This window comes from Draconibacterium mangrovi (genome assembly GCF_010586825.1).
GTDB lineage: Bacteria > Bacteroidota > Bacteroidia > Bacteroidales > Prolixibacteraceae > Draconibacterium > Draconibacterium mangrovi.
The window spans coordinates 45,042-61,147 of the sequence record NZ_JAAAGB010000004.1 but is presented as its reverse complement, the minus strand read 5'-3'; the positions used below and the strand labels follow the sequence as shown (position 1 = coordinate 61,147).

Below are 16,106 nucleotides of genomic sequence, written 5' to 3'. Positions count from 1 at the left end.
GTGTCGGACTGCTAAGCCCCAGCCTGCCAATTACAATTTGTAAAAGGGCGTTTTTATTTTTCTATTAATACATTGAGTAATGTTGCAATTGTAAGATAACATATTACGAATACCAAACTGATTCCTAGTGTCAATAGATACTTCGAGATTATCTTCTTATCACCTCTAAAAATGTTAAGATTTAGTCTTAAAGCGATTAATCCTAATAAAGCACCAAGCAATCCTCCCTGGAGAACCATTAAGATTGGCAGACCAGTCCATATATATTCATACCATTTTATCTCCTTTGCGATATGTATTTGATTATTATTTACAAATACTTTAGGAATTGGGTCTAAGAAGTTATTTTTTAATGTTATCAAAATTGGGTTACCGTAATTACTATTTACTGAGTACCTATCATTTTGCTTTTTTATCTCAAAATCGTTTAAAAATATTTTAGGTTTTCCATAGAAATTTGATGTAACTAATTTTAGTTGTCCATCTTCTAATTCTGGTAGATTAATCGGGTATTCCATAAATTCAAAATTATATTGTTTGTTGTTAAGATCCTGTTCTTAAAATGCTGCTAACGTTCTCTTGCAAGTTGCCTGCCGGTTCCGATGCAATCGGGAGTGTCAGACCCGCAGGAAAGTGGGCGACAGGTCTGACTTGTCAGACCGCTAAAACCCCCGCCTGCCATATTACAAATTGTTATGGTACGTTTTTAATATTTTCATTTTCATGTTTTGTTATTACCTCTCGGAAGTCCTTTTCATCCTTAATTGGATAGTCGAAAAGCAAAATAAATCTGTTCGGATTATCCTTGTCTACAATGAGTAAATAATCATTAACTGTTTTGTCAAATCCGTTTTCATTGTCGATTGTGCAATTTGCTTTGAATATTTGTCCTTTAAATTTATAAGAAAAATCAACAGATTCGAGAGAAGCTCCTGCACCATATTTTCCACCTATAGCCTTTTCTCCATATTCATATCTTTTAATGATGTGAGCAATTGCATATTCTCCATTTGCAACTATTTCTTTGTCCTTTTTATCGAAAAAGAAATCCACCAATAAAATTGCAACTATAGCAAATACAATTACAGCTATTAATTCTTTAGAAATTGACTTCATTAAAATTTGTCCATTAATTAGATGTTTAAAATGCACCCTAACGTACGTGTATGTTGCAATGCAACATACATATTATTAGCCTGCACTGCTGTAAAACTTTAATAATGTTTGTATTAAAATTGAAAAGCGGGCCGGTTTTTGTTTTTGTTCTTGCAAGAGTCGGGTTCAATGTATTCGGTAATTTTGGTTTTAATTCTTTAAAAATAACAGATTTTTTGTAAAACATTAGCTTTGGGAGTACTACTGAAGGTTTCCTAATGCGCTTTTCTTTAATCGTACTCAGTACGATGCTTCACCAACGCAGTTTTCTTCAATCGTACTCAGTACGATGCTCCACTACCGCGGTTTTCTCCAATCGTACTCAGTACGATGCTCCACTACCGCAGTTTTCTCCAATCGTACTCAGTACGATGCTCCACCAACACAGTTTTCTTCAATCGTACTCAGTACGATGCTCCACTAACGCAGTTTTCTTCAATCGTACTCAGTACGATATACGTTTTTAATCATTTGTTTATATAATTTTATTGTACTATCTTTTTTATCAATTAATTACCAAGGCACTTCTAACATACCCACACAGAATGCAATGGTTAACTTAACAAACAAAATTAAAAACCATGATTGAGAGAATTTTAACTACAAGTCGCGTCACAGAGGTTGACGCCGCATGTATGCGTATTATTGGAGCATACAAGAACACAACACTTCGCACCGATGTACATTTGGTAGCTATGTTTTCGGCCCTCGAGCCGCTGTCGGTCAGTCTTTCGGCGTCGATAAACCGCCTTACGGCCGAAAGTAACCTTGAAGAAAAAGATGAAGAACGCGACGAGCCTTTGCGCTCGTTATTCTACCTGGTTGCGGGATTTTTGCATCACCCCGATGCAGCCATCCGTGCGGCAGCCGAAAAAGTTAACGCCGTGATAGAACGTTATGGCATGGGAATAACAAAAGAGAGTTATGCTGTTGAGTCGTCGTTGGTTACCTCGATGCTAAATGACCTGGCTGCGGCAGACCTGCAGGAAGCTATTGCGCTGCTGTCGGGGTGTGCCGAGATAATTGCGGCGCTGCAGTTGGCACAAACCGCATTCGAAACAGCACGTATTGCTTACGAAGAAGAAAAAGCAGAAGATAGCACCGAACTTAGCGCGTCGGAAATAAAAGTGGAGGTACTAAAGCTGGTGAACGAAAAAATTGTGGTGTACCTGCGCGCCATGGAAGTGGTTGACGTGGAAACCTTTGGCGCCTTTGCCCGCACCGTTGCCGAAATTATCTCCGACAACAACGTGGCGGTTCGCAAACGATTAAACAAAACGGAACCGGTGGTGGAGTAACCCGCCCTAACCGAAAATAATATTATAGAAACTAGTGTTTGAGTTGATTAATATTTTAGACTGTAGGGACGTTGCCTTGTGCGCGTCCCTTTTTTTGTGCTTGTCGTACTTTATTGCACCGTGGCTTTAGGGCGGTGATCCCGGATAAAAACAGGAAACAGGATTAGATTACTTCTCCCGATTCGTTTTACTCATCGGGATCGTAATGACCGGCTTTTTAGAGAATCAGTGCAGCGGACAGTGATGAATCGTGCCGGGATGAATGCGGTCATTGTCCGCTGCCGGAATATAGCCATCAGAACTGTCATTGCGAGGGAGGAACGACTGAAGCAATCTCACGGTTTTAATCCAACGAATATACCTCGTCAACATATTGTAACGCGCACATCAGGTACATGCCCCGCTCGAAATACCGTAGAATATGGCTTTCAAATTCCATTACATCATCGATGTAATGCGCATTAAATACGGCTTTCATTGTTTCGTGAACCGCCAGCTTAAATTGCAGATCCTTTTTTTCGCATTCATAATCTTCCCTGATAATCTCGTCCCAAAATTCATCGCCTGCAGCAGGGTAAGTACTTTTTAGTTCCTGGCAACGTTTGTCGTATTTTGGTTTTAATTTATCAATTGTGTCAACCGGATGAAGATCGGCCATCGGTCCGCCACTTCTGTTTAACGAGTCACAATTATTGTATTCCTCCCAGATTTCGCCAATGTACTTTTCGCCAAGTTTGAACAACAAAGGCTTGTATTTGGCCGGGTTTTCCGCTATTTCAGGCCAATATTCAAATACCACAGAAGTTAATGCCGGAGGAAGCTCCAGACTAAACCCTTTGTACCGATTCGCGTAAAGCTTCTCCATTTCGTCCATCCGGCGAATTAGATTTTCAAAATCTTCAAGTCCCATATCTTGTTACTTTAAAGGATTAATTTCCATACAAGTTAGGGCAGAATAAGTAAAAATCAAACTTTCCGTTCGAGCACAAAAACGCCACACACGTCTTCGCTGTCGTAGGTTGAGCCGATGATTTGGGTTTCGGTAATTCGGTGTGTTTCGAAAGTATTGGGCAGGTAACTGATTTCGCGGCCGTTCTGCAGGGCTTTTACTTCAACGCTCTCCAGCAGCAGTTTTCCGTTGCTTAGGGTGCCTTTTACCTTTTCGGTAACCTGAATGCTGTAGTTGTTTTCCACCTCTTCGGTAAACGAAAATACGCCGCTAACCTCGTCGCCGGTTTGGATTAGCTCCACCTCTCCTACTGAATTTCCGTATTCAAAATCTTCGTTGTATGTCCAGCTCCCTGAAATATTCATCGTTGTAATTTTGCGCAAACTTAGCAAATTTCCGGTTTGTGGGAAGAAACTACTACGACTCGAAGTTCACAAAGTTTTTGTCTCTACCCCTCGTTTGTAACGAGGGGCAAATGGAAGAATCAAAAGCAAAATTTGGCGCAACGTTTTTTAAACTCAGCCTGATTGTGCCTTCGACACAATCGTCCCTCTCTTTTTGAAAAGAGAGGGAATGAGGGAGAGTTAGCTGAAAATTGTATTGCTTTCAGTTCTATTGGTGATTACGGAAATACATAAATATTTTACTTCCGAAACTTATACCCCAGCGAAAACATAAACGAACGGTTGCGCATTGTTACATCGGGGTTGGCTTTGGGTGCAATGTTATTCAGCGCAAAATGAGCAGTGAATTCAATCAAAAACGAATTAAACTCAAAACCTCCGCCAACGCCCAAACCTAATCCCAGGCGCTGCAAATCATCGTCCTCGTCGGGTCCCCACACCATGTCCCTGCCATTTTCCGACTTTATTTTGCCGCTAAGGCCAATGCCAAGGTAAGGGCCACACATTCCGTACAATTTTATGTCGTTTACATTGGTATACAATTTCCCAAACACCGGAATATCGAGGTACCACAGGTTGACTTTCGAGCTGGCACTGTACCACATATCGTCAACGGTCTCCGTCTGATTTACTTTTATGCCTTTTGTGGTCATCAACAGCGCCGTTTCAATACCCGCACCTTCGTTAATTCCCCATTCAAATGTTGGCCCAAAGTGAAACCCCGATCTCATATCCAACGGGTCGGTTAAAATTTCACCGTCCGTTTCAATCAACATATCCGACAAGGTATATCCGGCTTTTATTCCAATGGTTTGTGCCAGCAAACCAACTGAAAAGAAAGTAAAAGCAAGCATTGCTACTAACCGGGTAAACGTTTTCATAACCTTTGATTTTGGCTTATAGCATTCTATACGTGCCTGAATCGATATATGTTTTGGTGTAAAAAAAGCACAATGAATCAACAGGAACACAAGAATATGAATATCGTTTCACGCAAAGGAATTAGGAAGCACAACGATCGTAGAGGTTTTAACTCATTACAACGTTTAACTTGGTTGCTTTGCGAAAAGTTTAGCGATCTCTGGGTGATTGATCTTATTATTGCAAGGAGAGTAATTTGCATAAAAAAAGGCCGCTTAATAAGCGACCTTTCCTGTTCTATTTTGTATTTAATACTTAGTCTTTAATAACAGTTAAAACGGGTTTTAACGAATAGCTTCCGTTTCCTTTGTCTACTACTGATTTTTCAGCATCAAAGTCGAGCATCATACTAAATGTTTCGCCATCGGCAACCGAGTCGTGTACATTTACTTTCAGCCCTGATTGTTGTGCTGAAGGCGTATCCATATCCAGGGTATCATCGCCAATTACAAGCTGGTTGTTTTCGCCCAATATCAAACGTATTTGCGACAGGTATCCAGCCGGAATTTCGTCATCAGATAACTGAATACTTACACCGTTCATTAACTCCAGCAAATCGATCTGTCCCATGGTATCCAGTTCCAGATCCATCCAGTTGCCTTCAGTAGTATCGGCATCGTTCACATTAATACGCAGGCCCTGGATATCAACAAGTACTTTGCTGTATTCTGCCGGGGCATCGGTTAAGTTTACTTTTAAGGTACCGGTTCCGGCCTTGTTGTCGTCGTCGCTGCAAGCCACAAAAAATGTTGCTGCAATAATAAAAACTGTAATAAATTTCTTCATGATGGTTTTGTGTTTATTAAAAAAATATAACGCAAATTATTGAAAAATGTTGAGAACATCATCATTCCAACTGCAAAAATGATTCAGCTAACCTGTTCCCGACAACACATTCAACAGCTTACTGCAACCGCCATTTCGTATATATTCCGAGTGCTCTTCTGCCGTAGCAAAAGTTTTCCCACATATCTTACTACAGCGCACCTCTCCCCTGTTTTCTACCAGAAAATCGCGCATCATTTCTTCCACTCCGGGGACGATAAACCTTACCTCACCCGGATTCTCACGAAACCACTTTTCGGCACCCAGATAAACAGCTGCAGCAAGTGCACCACAGGCATTGCCACTGAGTCCTATCCCTCCTGCAAAACCGGCCAGCATCATTGCTTTTTCTTTGCCGGCACCCATTTTTTCGGCCACAATACTGGCACAACTTACAACGGGCATGTCAGAACTTTCGGGCGTTAAAGCCAGGCTTCGTTCTGCCGTTGAAACGGCTTCCGGTGCCCAACGGCCAATCAAACGGGCACAATTCAGCGGTTTCCCGCTTATAAAAAATTTAATTTGCCCCAGCATTGATTTCTGGTTACAGTTTGTAATATCGCGGCAATTCACACTTGATTTTCTGCGGCTAAATGAATCAACCAGATCGCGGGCGGTTGAAATAGCCAGCGAAGTGGCAGCACTTGGGTCATTCGTCCTTCGGTTGGCCTCGGCACCGGCGGCAAGAGCGGCTCCCCAAAGCATTCCGCATTGATGCCCCTCTTGCAAAATTCCGCCACATAACGGCCCGGTTGCCTTCTCAACTTCACTGTCGCGCTGTCCGAAATTCTTATTTACCACCGCAAATAGTGCCCCTGTGCACCCCAGTTTAAACAGGAGGCTGCGGGCTTCTTTTCTGGTTGAACAGGTGTTTTTCATTTTATAAAATCGTTTTGGATTGCTTTGGTTGTAATATTAGATAAACAGAGATGTCATTTCGAATGAGGTACGAATGAGAAATCTGTTTCATTGTTGAGAGATTTCTCCTCATTCTTCGTCGAAATGACAATAAAAACTGTTTCATATTATAACACATTAACTCTTTCATTTTACATTTCAATCGAAGGCAATATATACTCACGCACCAGCTTAAACAACTTCGATTTACCGGCCCAGTTTCCACTGGTAAATACCACGGTCATGTCCAGCTCGGGGAAAACCATAATTACCTGTCCGCCCCAGCCATTGGCACGATACATTTTTATGTTTTTGCCACTGTGGTACAAATCGCTTTGCCACCAGGTGTAGCCGTAACCGTTTTTACCCGAATCTTCAATAGGGAGATTTATCCCAACATTGTTGTTGTAAACGGTTGAGCTTTTTGCCACCCAATCGGCTGACAGAATGCGCTCGCCATTCCACATTCCGTTATCGAGGTATGTAACTCCCAGTTTCAACATGTCGCGCGGCGTAATGCTCAGTGAACTGGCTGCTTCAACTACAACGCTGTTTGGGTATTTCATCCACGTGCCTTTTTTTATTCCCAACGGAGCAAACAAATACTTCTCTGAGAATTCGTCGAGATTAAGGCCGCTTGCGTTTCTTAAAATTTCACCAAGAATAACAATACCACCGCCGTTGTAGGTGAAAAATGTTCCGGGTTCGGCCCACCATTCGCGATCTAAAACACAAGTTACCGGTTCGTTGCAATCGAAGTACAAACGATCCATGTCGTTGGCCGATTCTGTACCGTGTGCGGCGCTCCATTCGTCCCAGGCCAATCCAGAAGTCATGGTAAGCAGATGTTCGATGGTAATGTATTCGCGGTTATTGGTTTTCAGGTGTTGATGTTCGGGCAGGTAATCAAAAATCGATTGATCTACACTTTCGATAAAACCTTTATCGATGGCGATTCCGATATATGCCGACACAAAACTTTTTGTTACCGACATCACACTGTGCATGGTTTCCGGACCGTATTCCACGTACTCGCCATGGTAATAAGGTTTGTCCCATGCATACAAATGGCCCGGAAAATACTGTTCAACAACCAGTTTATCGTTTTTATAGATCAACATGGAGTGAATTTCACCAAATTTCCCTGCGTAGATTTTCCGGATAGCATCCTGGATAAAACGCTCATCAATATTCGCGTCAACCGGTGTGCCCACATGTATTCCGTCGTTCATTTCTGCCGGAGGAGTTAAAATAACCTCCTCCGCTTTTTTATTGTTACACGAGCTGGCTCCCAATACTGCCTGCAGTATAACCAACATAAGTAACATTCTTCCGATCAGCAGTTTCATGATTTTTAGCTTATGAGTTAGTTGATATCATTTCAGCAATTACAGGACGTGTTTTTTCAATCCTGTTCAAATCGAGTTGGAGTCCGAGCGGCTCGTATACTTTGGCAAAATATTCATAGATTCCTTTTACTGCTTCAAAAGGGGCCATAACCGACTGTGCAGCTGTGGCACCTGAATTATTTACTACGGAAGTATCGATACCTTTGTTTAATAATGCTTTAACTATTTCGGTCCGGCAGAAAAAAGCAGCGGTATGCAGTGCGGTAGAACCATCGTTATTGGTTACGTTCAGGTCGGCACCGGCGTCGATCAATACCTGGGCAATTTCTGTTTTTCCGAATACACAGGCGGTCATTAACGGACTTGATCCACCTGCAGGTTCTTTTTCATTCAAGTCGGCTCCCGCTGCAATTATTGATTGTACTGCTTCAATGTTGCCGGCAATTACTGCTGCATGTATGCTGTTCCCGCTTTGAGGCGCTGTTCTTGTTTCTGTTGTTTCTGTTTTCTGTTCTTCATTGTTTTCAGTTGTTCCGGGATATGCAGTAAAAGCAGCCATTACAATTACTACCGATAGTATTGCAGTAGCAACGGTTTTTGTGTTAATCTCGCGCTGACGGATTGTTCGCCACGAGTAAATAAGCAGGTTTGAAAGAGCAAAGGTTAATAGGGTAACCATCAGGAATTTTACCATCGGCGGAATAGGTAATGCCATTAGCGAAAGTGCAACCACACCAAGTACAATAGTGTGTATGATATAAACCGAGTACGAATTTCTGTTCAGTTCGTCCATAAGTGCATACCTTTTATTTAGGCTGTGGCGGAAACCGTAAAGGAATACATACAGCAAAGTAAGTTGCGATGCCAGGCCAAAAGCATAATAAGCAACACGGTCGGCAAACTGCGAAATGAAATAGTAATTACGTTGCGGATCGATGATATTAAAAAAGGTATTCAGGGCAACCGCGGTAAAAATACCCAGAGTGAAAGTCAGCACTACATTTGCAATAATATACAGGCGTTTGTTCTTTTTTGTTGATTCGAACACCTTTAACTTGTAGCAAAGTGTACCCAGCAAAAACGACATAAAATAAACCAGCAGGCGCTCGCGTTGAAAATGCAGAATGGCAGAATCGTACCAGCCGTTAAGTCCGAGTTGAGCAATTGTAACGCTGTAAACAACTCCAACTACAAACATTACGATTACAGCTGTTTTCAGGTTTATTTTTAATGACAGTACTTTTGTTTTTGCAAGTACCAGGTAAATCACCTGAAACAGAAACAGCACAGGTAAAAACCACAACCAGTTTTGTGCCGGGTTATTGGCATAAAAACTCAGGTCGCTACCGGCCCTTTCAAAAAAGTGAAAGTACGAGAACCACTCTTCCTGTGGCAATCCTCGTGAATATAAAAAGATGAATTTGTACGCAGGAATCAAGGTGAAAACGGCGATTACCCAGGGAATTAAAATGCGTTTCACTTTTGATTTAATAAATTCGATTGAAGTTTTTGACTTCAGCGACATCGGAACCAGATATCCGGAGATAAAGAAGATCGTAAACATTATAAAAAGGTCGAGATACAAACGGATCATTCCGATTGAATTTGCTTTTACGGGATCAACAACGATCCAGGAGTTTTGCAAAACATGTTCATAAACCAAACCTGAGTGTAGCACCACAACAAGAAAGATCATTAATGTTCTTAAATGGTCGAGAAAATAAATTCGTGTTTTCATGATTTTTTATTTAGCCGGAAGACGGAAGCCCGCAGTCCGAAGTTTTTCGTTAGTGTAAAGGTCGGGTGAAGCGTGACGCAAGTCTAATGAACTATGCAGCCAGGAATATGAAGTTTGCTGAAGGCTTAAAACTTATGACGCAAGCATATAAATTATGATGCAACACGTGATGCAAAGCCCTGAAAAGCCTGCTGAATAAGCGTTTTAAAGCGTGCATAAAAACATAGAAGAAACCGGGTTCTCAAAATAAAATATCATCGAAAGAAAGGATAGTATAAGGGACAAACAAACATAATTTGTATTTTTAGGATCGTATTTATCCGAAGCTAACAACGATGCCGAATCTTAACACCGCAGAAAAAAACTTTCTAAACCAAATAACTCAGCTTGTTGAGGAGAACATTTCCAACGAGCAGTTTGGTGTTTCGGAGTTGGCAGATGCGGTTGGAATGAGTCGCTCGAACCTGTTACGCAAAATCAAAAAATTAACAGAATTGTCGGCAAGTCAGTTTATTCGCAACGTACGTTTAAAATATGCCGGCGAGTTGCTTCAGGAAGGATCGTACACGGTTTCGGAAGTTTCGTATAAGGTGGGTTTTGGCAGCCCCTCGTATTTTATAAAATGCTTTCGCGAGCTGTACGGATACCCTCCCGGCGAAATGAGTACGCACGAAGAAACGGAAGAACAGCAAACCCAGGAAATAGAAACGGAGCAGGAGCTACAGGCCCCCGATCGGCAAAAGAAGTTTCCGGTTTTATTGATCTCATTTTTGGCAATTGCGGTTATTGCTCTGGTGTTGTACTTTGTATTACGCCCCGGGTCCGACACTGGTAATAAGGTGAAATCAATTGCCGTATTACCATTTCTAAACGACAGCAACGACACCACGAATGTTTATATCATTAACGGTCTGATGGAGGCCACATTGAATAACCTCCAACAAATTCAGGACCTGAGGGTGATTAGCCGCACTTCGGTTGAGCAGTACCGCAACAATCCAAAAGCAACACCCGAAATTGCGCGCGAACTAAATGCCACCTACCTGGTTGAAGGCAGCGGACAAAAAATCGGAAATCAGATACTGTTGAACATTCAGTTGATTGAAGCTGAAACAGATAAACATTTGTGGAGCCAGCAATACCGGCGTGACACGGAGGACATTTTTACCTTGCAGGCCGATGTGGCAAAAAATATTGCCGAACAAATAGAAGCCATTGTTACACCGGAAGAAATAAAACGCATTGAAAAAGCTCCTTCCAAAAACCTGGTGGCGTACGACCTGTTTCTGAAAGGATACGATTTGCTTGGTAAACCAAGCGAAGAAAACCTTCGGGCAGCAATCCCGTATTTCAAACAAGCCATTAAACACGATAACGAGTTTGCCCGTGCCTATGCCGGAATTGCCATTGCTTTCTATCTTTTAGACCAGAATAAAACGGAAAAACAGTTTGCCGATTCGATAAATTATTATGCCGACCAGGCACTTTTTCACGACTCGAAACTACCACAGAGTTTAACTGCCAAAGCGCTTTTTTATATGGAGCACAGCGAATACGAGCTGGCTCTTCCCTATCTTGAAAAAGCTTTGGAGATCAGCCCTAACTCTGATGTGGTTTTAATTTTCCTGGTTGAACTGTATGTAAACTACCTGCCCAACACAGAGAAGTACCTTGAATATGCTTTGAAAGGCCTTGAGATCGATATTGTTGCGGCCTACGATTCATCCGCTGCAAGTTACAGTTACCTGCACATCAGCAATGCTTTTATTCAATCGGGTTTTGTTGATGAAGCTGAAAAATATATTGAACGCTCACTCAGTTATTTTCCTGAAAACCTTTACTCGCAATATGTAAAGGCTTATATACAATATGCGCAGAACGAAGACCTGAACCAGCTGAATAAAAGCTTGCTGGCTACCTTTGAGAAGGACAAAACCCGACTTGATATTTTGCAGGAAGTCGCAAAATCATATTACTATCTGCGCGATTTTGAAAGCGCAGCAAAATATTACAAAGCCTTTGTTGATGCCCGGGAAATGTATCAGCTTGATATTTACCGATCGGAAAACGGGAAAATAGCTGTAACCTTTGATAAAGTTGGCGAGCAGGAACTGGCGGATAAATATTTTGAACAGTACAAAACATGGGCAGAAAATGATCCGTCGATATACAGTAACTTTTCGCTGGCATTCTACTACTCTTATAACGGAGATAACAACAAAGCCATCGATTATTTAAAGGCTTTTTCGCAGCAGGACAACTTTCACTACTGGACCATTCTTTTTACCCCAATAGATCCGCTGATGGATAATCTATTGAAACATCCGCAATATAAAAATGTGTTCCGTGAGATTGAAAACAAATTTAACGCAAACCACATACGCATAAAAGAATCGCTGGAGGAAAAAGGGCTTTTGTAGCGCATAAAAAAAGCCCTCAACCAGTGAAGGGCTTTCTATAATTAGCTTCAATTATTCTATACCAATTGCACATCAGCAACAATTTCCTGGCCCTTTTTAATGGCTTCCAGGTTTAGCGGAATTAATTTGTGGTAACGTTCCGGAAGCGATTTTTCCAAACCTTTTTCAACGTTATCCAACGAAAGAATTGGTCGCACTTTCAGGTAACTTCCAAAAACAATCATATTAAACACTTTTGGATTCCCCATTTCAACAGCCGTTTTTGTGGCTTCAACTTTATAGATGTTGATGTCGGTACGTGTTGGCGGATTGATCACTCCATTCGGATCGTACAATAAAGTTCCACCGGGTTTCACCGCTTTTTCGAATTTGTCCATACTCTGCTGATTCAGAATAATGGCGGTGTCAAACTCCTGCAAAATAGGCGAACTAATGCGGGTATCGCTAACAATTACGGTTACGTTGGCTGTTCCACCACGCATTTCAGGTCCGTACGACGGGAACCAGGTAACTTCCTTGTCTTCCATAATGCCCGAGTAAGCAAGAATTTTACCCATTGAAAGCACACCTTGTCCTCCAAATCCGGCAATTATCATTTCTTCTGTCATAGCTTCAATTTTTTAATTTTCCGAATGTTCACCTTTTACACTGTCTTTCAAATCGCCTAACGGATAATAAGGAATCATGTTCTCCTCCATCCAGTTATTGGCTTCCACCGGGCTCATTTTCCAACCCGAGTTACAGGTTGAAACCACCTCAACAAATGAAGTTCCTTTTTTATCCAGTACATTCTGAATGGCTTTTTTCAGCGATCGTTTGCATTTACGTGCTGTTGCTGCAGTGTGTACCGCCTGGCGTGTAACATACGATGTTCCGGGCAACTGAGCAATCAAATTGGTGATCTTCATCGGATAACCATTCAAATCAACATTACGTCCATAAGGAGTAGTAGCTGTAACCATTCCTTCCAGTGTTGTTGGTGCCATTTGTCCACCGGTCATTCCGTAAATTCCGTTATTGATGAAAACCACAAGAATATTTTCGCCACGGTTACAGGCATGCATTATTTCAGCTGCTCCAATCGATGCAAGGTCACCATCGCCCTGGTAGGTAAACACAAAATTATCAGGATTTACACGGGCAACGCCGGTTGCTACTGCAGGTGCACGACCGTGGGCAGCTTCCTGCCAATCGATATCGATATAATTGTAAGCAAAAACGGCACAACCCACCGGTGCAATACCAATGGTTTTTTCCTGAAGGCCCATTTCTTCAATCAATTCGGCAAGTATTTTATGAACCACACCATGAGAACACCCCGGGCAGTAGTGCATAATATCGTCGTTCAGAACTTCCGACTTTTGGTAAACCAGATTTTCCGGCTTTATAATTTCTTTAATGTCCATAATTTCCTCCGGTTTAGTAACTACGTTTAACTCCATAACTCAACTCCCACGAAAATTTTTCTTCCAGTGCTTCAACTACCTCTGTTGGTGTAGGTATAATTCCTCCCATGCGACCAAAATGGTTAACACGGGCATTGCTACCGGCCTCGTAAACCGACAGTTTAATGTCTTCCACCATTTGTCCAGCACTCATTTCAACCGAAAGGAATCCTTTGGCTTTGCGTGCCAGTTCCTGAATGGCTTTTTTAGGGAACGGGAACAAAGTAATCGGGCGAAGCAATCCAACTTTCAGGCCTTTTGCACGGGCAATTTCCACTGCCTTTTGGCACACACGCGCCGACGTTCCGAATGCTACAATTACAAACTCGGCATCGTCGCACTGAATGGCTTCGTAGCGTACTTCTTCTTCTTCCATTTTGCGGTACTTCTCCTGGAATCGACGGTTGTTTTCTTCCATTTTGTCGGAATCCATCTCCAGCGAAGTAACAATATTCTTTTTGCGGTCGGCAGTTTTTCCGGTCGTAGCCCAGTCGCTGCTCATTTCCAGAATCTGCTCTTTTGTCCAGCGTGGCTTTTGGTCGGCCAGCTCTACTTTTTCCATCATTTGACCAATGGCTCCATCAGCCAAAATCATTGCCGGGTTACGGTATTTAAACGCCAGTTCGAAACCAAGATCAACAAAATCGTTCATTTCCTGAACCGATGCAGGAGCAAGCACAATCATTTTATAATCGCCGTGACCACCACCTTTTACACTCTGAAAATAATCGGCCTGCGAAGGTTGAATGGTTCCCAGTCCGGGGCCACCACGTTGTACGTTTACAATTAAACATGGCAGTTCTGCTCCGGCAATGTACGAGATTCCTTCGGCCATCAGGCTAATACCCGGGCTCGATGAAGAAGTCATAATTTTTTTGCCGGTAGCCGCAGCTCCGTATACCATGTTTATCGAAGCAACTTCACTTTCGGCTTGTAATACAGTCATTCCTGTTTCGTTCCAGGGCTGGCGCGCCATAAGTGTTTCCATCACTTCCGACTGAGGTGTTATGGGATAGCCAAAATAGCCGTCGCATCCGCAGCGGATGGCGGCCTCGGCCAACACCTCGTTTCCTTTCATTAATCTTAATTCTCCCATATCTCGGTAATTAATTTTGATTCTTGATTTTTGATACTTGATACCAGATGAAGAACGATGGATGCAAGAGTTAAATCATTCCTTCAATCCCTCATTTCTTCAGCCCTTAAGTTCTAGCTGGCTTTTGCTCGGTAAATCGTTATGCAGGTATCCGGACAAACAACACCACAATTGGCGCATCCGATACAGGCATCAGGATTTTCCATATACGAATAATGATATCCTTTGCTGTTTACCTCTTTGTGTAATGCCAATACATCGTGCGGACAAGCCTCCACACACAGACTGCAGCCTTTGCAGCCCTCCTTATCAACAACAACTGCTCCTTTTACTTTTGCCATTTTATAATGATTTTACAACAAAATTAACAATCTGAACAACGTAAAAAACCTATAAAAATCAGCTTATCAGACTTTTATAACCAGTGGTTTGAGTTCTTAATTTTTAATGGATTTTTTCTTTCAGATTCGAATTTTATCACCGTAAATTATTTTGAGTTTCTACTCTGCTGACAAAACTATTTTATACAACATAAAATGTGTGCAACAATAGTTGCTTTCTAATTTCGGATATTGAACAATATCTATGTTTTACACCAGCTGTAGCACATATACGGTACAATGGCAAATAAAAAATCTTTACTTTTGAAATCATCAATACCATTTAAAAATTAAACCAATGAAAAAACTTCTGCTTTTCGTAATACTTATTCCTTTTTGCACATTCGCACAAAATAAAACAACTCCCCGCTCGGTGGTAAACCAAATAAAAGAAAATGTAACCTGTGATTGGGCCGAAACAACAGTTGATGTTTTTAAAGCTGGCAATCCGGACACCGAAATAAAAGGAATTGCCATATGTATGTTTGCCGATATGCGAACCCTGCAAAAAGCGGTTGAAATGAATTGCAACTTTATTATCACCCACGAACCTGTTTTCTACAATCACCTTGATGAAACCGAAGCTTATGCAAACGATCCGGTTTATAAAGAAAAACGCCAATTTATTGAAGATCACAAGTTAGTTGTATTCCGGTTTCATGATCACATTCACATGACTAAACCCGATGGAATTTATGCCGGAATGATTGAAAAACTGGGCTGGAAAGACTATGCCATTAATGATCGGGGTACATTATATAAAATGCCGGAGATACAATTAGCAGACTTTGCTCGAGAATTAAAAAAGCAACTGGGTTTGCAAACGGTGCGAGTGATCGGCAACCCCCAAATGAAATTTACAAAAGTAGGACTGGCTGTTGGAGCACCGGGCGGCGCACGCCAGATTCAAATGCTGAATATGCCCGACGTTGAAGTAATGGTTGCCGGCGAAGCCAACGAATGGGAAACCTATCTTTATGCAAACGATGCTACAACGTTGGGAAATAACAAAGCAGTTATTTTTCTGGGGCATATAAAATCGGAAGAGGCCGGCATGGATTATTGTGCACAGTGGCTAAAAGGATTTGTAAAAGGTGTGCCCATTCATTTTATTGAAAATGAGGCGAATTTTGTAACGTTTTAAATTTAGAAGTGAACTCACACTTCGATTTCGCTCAGTGTGACAGTAAAATCAAGCATAAAAAAATCTGGGTTTTCCCCGGATTTTT

Annotated in this window: 16 protein-coding genes; 3 read left to right on the top strand and 13 right to left on the bottom strand. The window is 41.8% G+C overall.

The features are described 5' to 3' along the window. Positions 1-53: 53 nt before the first annotated feature. The gene (locus G4420_RS11905) at positions 54-518 is read right to left on the bottom strand and encodes a hypothetical protein (RefSeq protein ID WP_163323866.1); all 465 of its coding nucleotides are present in this window, start codon (positions 516-518) and stop codon (positions 54-56) included. Positions 519-693: 175 nt separating this feature from the next. Further along, the gene (locus G4420_RS11900; RefSeq protein WP_163323865.1) at positions 694-1,116 is read right to left on the bottom strand and encodes a hypothetical protein; all 423 of its coding nucleotides are present in this window, start codon (positions 1,114-1,116) and stop codon (positions 694-696) included. A 620-nt stretch (positions 1,117-1,736) separates the two neighbouring features. Between G4420_RS11900 and G4420_RS11895 the strand changes: the two genes are divergently transcribed. Further along, the gene (locus tag G4420_RS11895; RefSeq protein WP_163323864.1) at positions 1,737-2,453 is read left to right on the top strand and encodes a DUF6261 family protein; all 717 of its coding nucleotides are present in this window, start codon (positions 1,737-1,739) and stop codon (positions 2,451-2,453) included. A gap of 343 nt (positions 2,454-2,796) precedes the next feature. Here the strand turns inward: G4420_RS11895 and G4420_RS11890 are convergent, their stop codons facing one another. The 7 genes from G4420_RS11890 to G4420_RS11860 form a co-directional block, all read right to left on the bottom strand. Then, entirely contained in the window at positions 2,797-3,363 is a 567-nt protein-coding gene (locus G4420_RS11890; RefSeq protein ID WP_163323863.1) for a hypothetical protein, read from the bottom strand. 56 nt (positions 3,364-3,419) lie between these two features. After that, on the bottom strand, positions 3,420-3,767 hold the full coding sequence (locus tag G4420_RS11885) for a hypothetical protein (protein WP_163323862.1): 348 nt from the start codon (positions 3,765-3,767) through the stop codon (positions 3,420-3,422). A gap of 278 nt (positions 3,768-4,045) precedes the next feature. Then, the gene (locus tag G4420_RS11880; RefSeq protein WP_163323861.1) at positions 4,046-4,687 is read right to left on the bottom strand and encodes a porin family protein; all 642 of its coding nucleotides are present in this window, start codon (positions 4,685-4,687) and stop codon (positions 4,046-4,048) included. 295 nt (positions 4,688-4,982) lie between these two features. After that, a complete protein-coding gene (locus G4420_RS11875; protein WP_163323860.1) occupies positions 4,983-5,513 on the bottom strand; it encodes a DUF4382 domain-containing protein in 531 nt (176 codons plus the stop codon). An 87-nt stretch (positions 5,514-5,600) separates the two neighbouring features. Further along, a complete protein-coding gene (locus G4420_RS11870) occupies positions 5,601-6,431 on the bottom strand; it encodes a C-GCAxxG-C-C family protein (protein ID WP_163323859.1) in 831 nt (276 codons plus the stop codon). A gap of 170 nt (positions 6,432-6,601) precedes the next feature. After that, on the bottom strand, positions 6,602-7,798 hold the full coding sequence (locus G4420_RS11865; RefSeq protein WP_163323858.1) for a serine hydrolase domain-containing protein: 1,197 nt from the start codon (positions 7,796-7,798) through the stop codon (positions 6,602-6,604). Between the two features lie 10 nt (positions 7,799-7,808). After that, positions 7,809-9,536: an acyltransferase family protein gene (locus tag G4420_RS11860; RefSeq protein ID WP_163323857.1), complete on the bottom strand. Its 1,728-nt coding sequence runs from the start codon at positions 9,534-9,536 to the stop codon at positions 7,809-7,811. A gap of 335 nt (positions 9,537-9,871) precedes the next feature. Between G4420_RS11860 and G4420_RS11855 the strand changes: the two genes are divergently transcribed. Further along, positions 9,872-11,956 (top strand): helix-turn-helix domain-containing protein, encoded by a 2,085-nt coding sequence (locus G4420_RS11855; protein ID WP_163323856.1) that lies wholly within the window; start codon positions 9,872-9,874, stop codon positions 11,954-11,956. A gap of 56 nt (positions 11,957-12,012) precedes the next feature. Here the strand turns inward: G4420_RS11855 and G4420_RS11850 are convergent, their stop codons facing one another. The 4 genes from G4420_RS11850 to G4420_RS11835 form a co-directional block, all read right to left on the bottom strand. Beyond that, positions 12,013-12,564 carry a 2-oxoacid:acceptor oxidoreductase family protein gene (locus tag G4420_RS11850; RefSeq protein WP_045033396.1) on the bottom strand — a complete coding sequence of 184 codons (552 nt, stop codon included), beginning with the start codon at positions 12,562-12,564 and terminating at the stop codon, positions 12,013-12,015. 12 nt (positions 12,565-12,576) lie between these two features. Further along, positions 12,577-13,362 (bottom strand): thiamine pyrophosphate-dependent enzyme, encoded by a 786-nt coding sequence (locus G4420_RS11845; protein ID WP_045033445.1) that lies wholly within the window; start codon positions 13,360-13,362, stop codon positions 12,577-12,579. Positions 13,363-13,375: 13 nt separating this feature from the next. Further along, positions 13,376-14,497: a 3-methyl-2-oxobutanoate dehydrogenase subunit VorB gene (locus G4420_RS11840; RefSeq protein ID WP_045033397.1), complete on the bottom strand. Its 1,122-nt coding sequence runs from the start codon at positions 14,495-14,497 to the stop codon at positions 13,376-13,378. Positions 14,498-14,610: 113 nt separating this feature from the next. Then, a complete protein-coding gene (locus G4420_RS11835) occupies positions 14,611-14,838 on the bottom strand; it encodes a 4Fe-4S dicluster domain-containing protein (protein WP_045033398.1) in 228 nt (75 codons plus the stop codon). Between the two features lie 337 nt (positions 14,839-15,175). Between G4420_RS11835 and G4420_RS11830 the strand changes: the two genes are divergently transcribed. Next, positions 15,176-16,021, top strand: coding sequence for a Nif3-like dinuclear metal center hexameric protein (locus G4420_RS11830; RefSeq protein ID WP_163323855.1), 846 nt, complete (start codon positions 15,176-15,178; stop codon positions 16,019-16,021). The last annotated feature ends 85 nt before the right edge of the window (positions 16,022-16,106 follow it).

Bases quoted from the DNA above. Each gene is read 5' to 3' on its own strand.
- G4420_RS11905 (WP_163323866.1), bottom strand. From the start codon at position 518: ATGGAATACCCGATTAATCTACCAGAATTAGAAGATGGACAACTAAAA.
- G4420_RS11900 (WP_163323865.1), bottom strand. From the start codon at position 1,116: ATGAAGTCAATTTCTAAAGAATTAATAGCTGTAATTGTATTTGCTATA.
- G4420_RS11895 (WP_163323864.1), top strand. From the start codon at position 1,737: ATGATTGAGAGAATTTTAACTACAAGTCGCGTCACAGAGGTTGACGCC.
- G4420_RS11890 (WP_163323863.1), bottom strand. From the start codon at position 3,363: ATGGGACTTGAAGATTTTGAAAATCTAATTCGCCGGATGGACGAAATG.
- G4420_RS11885 (WP_163323862.1), bottom strand. From the start codon at position 3,767: ATGAATATTTCAGGGAGCTGGACATACAACGAAGATTTTGAATACGGA.
- G4420_RS11880 (WP_163323861.1), bottom strand. From the start codon at position 4,687: ATGAAAACGTTTACCCGGTTAGTAGCAATGCTTGCTTTTACTTTCTTT.
- G4420_RS11875 (WP_163323860.1), bottom strand. From the start codon at position 5,513: ATGAAGAAATTTATTACAGTTTTTATTATTGCAGCAACATTTTTTGTG.
- G4420_RS11870 (WP_163323859.1), bottom strand. From the start codon at position 6,431: ATGAAAAACACCTGTTCAACCAGAAAAGAAGCCCGCAGCCTCCTGTTT.
- G4420_RS11865 (WP_163323858.1), bottom strand. From the start codon at position 7,798: ATGAAACTGCTGATCGGAAGAATGTTACTTATGTTGGTTATACTGCAG.
- G4420_RS11860 (WP_163323857.1), bottom strand. From the start codon at position 9,536: ATGAAAACACGAATTTATTTTCTCGACCATTTAAGAACATTAATGATC.
- G4420_RS11855 (WP_163323856.1), top strand. From the start codon at position 9,872: ATGCCGAATCTTAACACCGCAGAAAAAAACTTTCTAAACCAAATAACT.
- G4420_RS11850 (WP_045033396.1), bottom strand. From the start codon at position 12,564: ATGACAGAAGAAATGATAATTGCCGGATTTGGAGGACAAGGTGTGCTT.
- G4420_RS11845 (WP_045033445.1), bottom strand. From the start codon at position 13,362: ATGGACATTAAAGAAATTATAAAGCCGGAAAATCTGGTTTACCAAAAG.
- G4420_RS11840 (WP_045033397.1), bottom strand. From the start codon at position 14,497: ATGGGAGAATTAAGATTAATGAAAGGAAACGAGGTGTTGGCCGAGGCC.
- G4420_RS11835 (WP_045033398.1), bottom strand. From the start codon at position 14,838: ATGGCAAAAGTAAAAGGAGCAGTTGTTGTTGATAAGGAGGGCTGCAAA.
- G4420_RS11830 (WP_163323855.1), top strand. From the start codon at position 15,176: ATGAAAAAACTTCTGCTTTTCGTAATACTTATTCCTTTTTGCACATTC.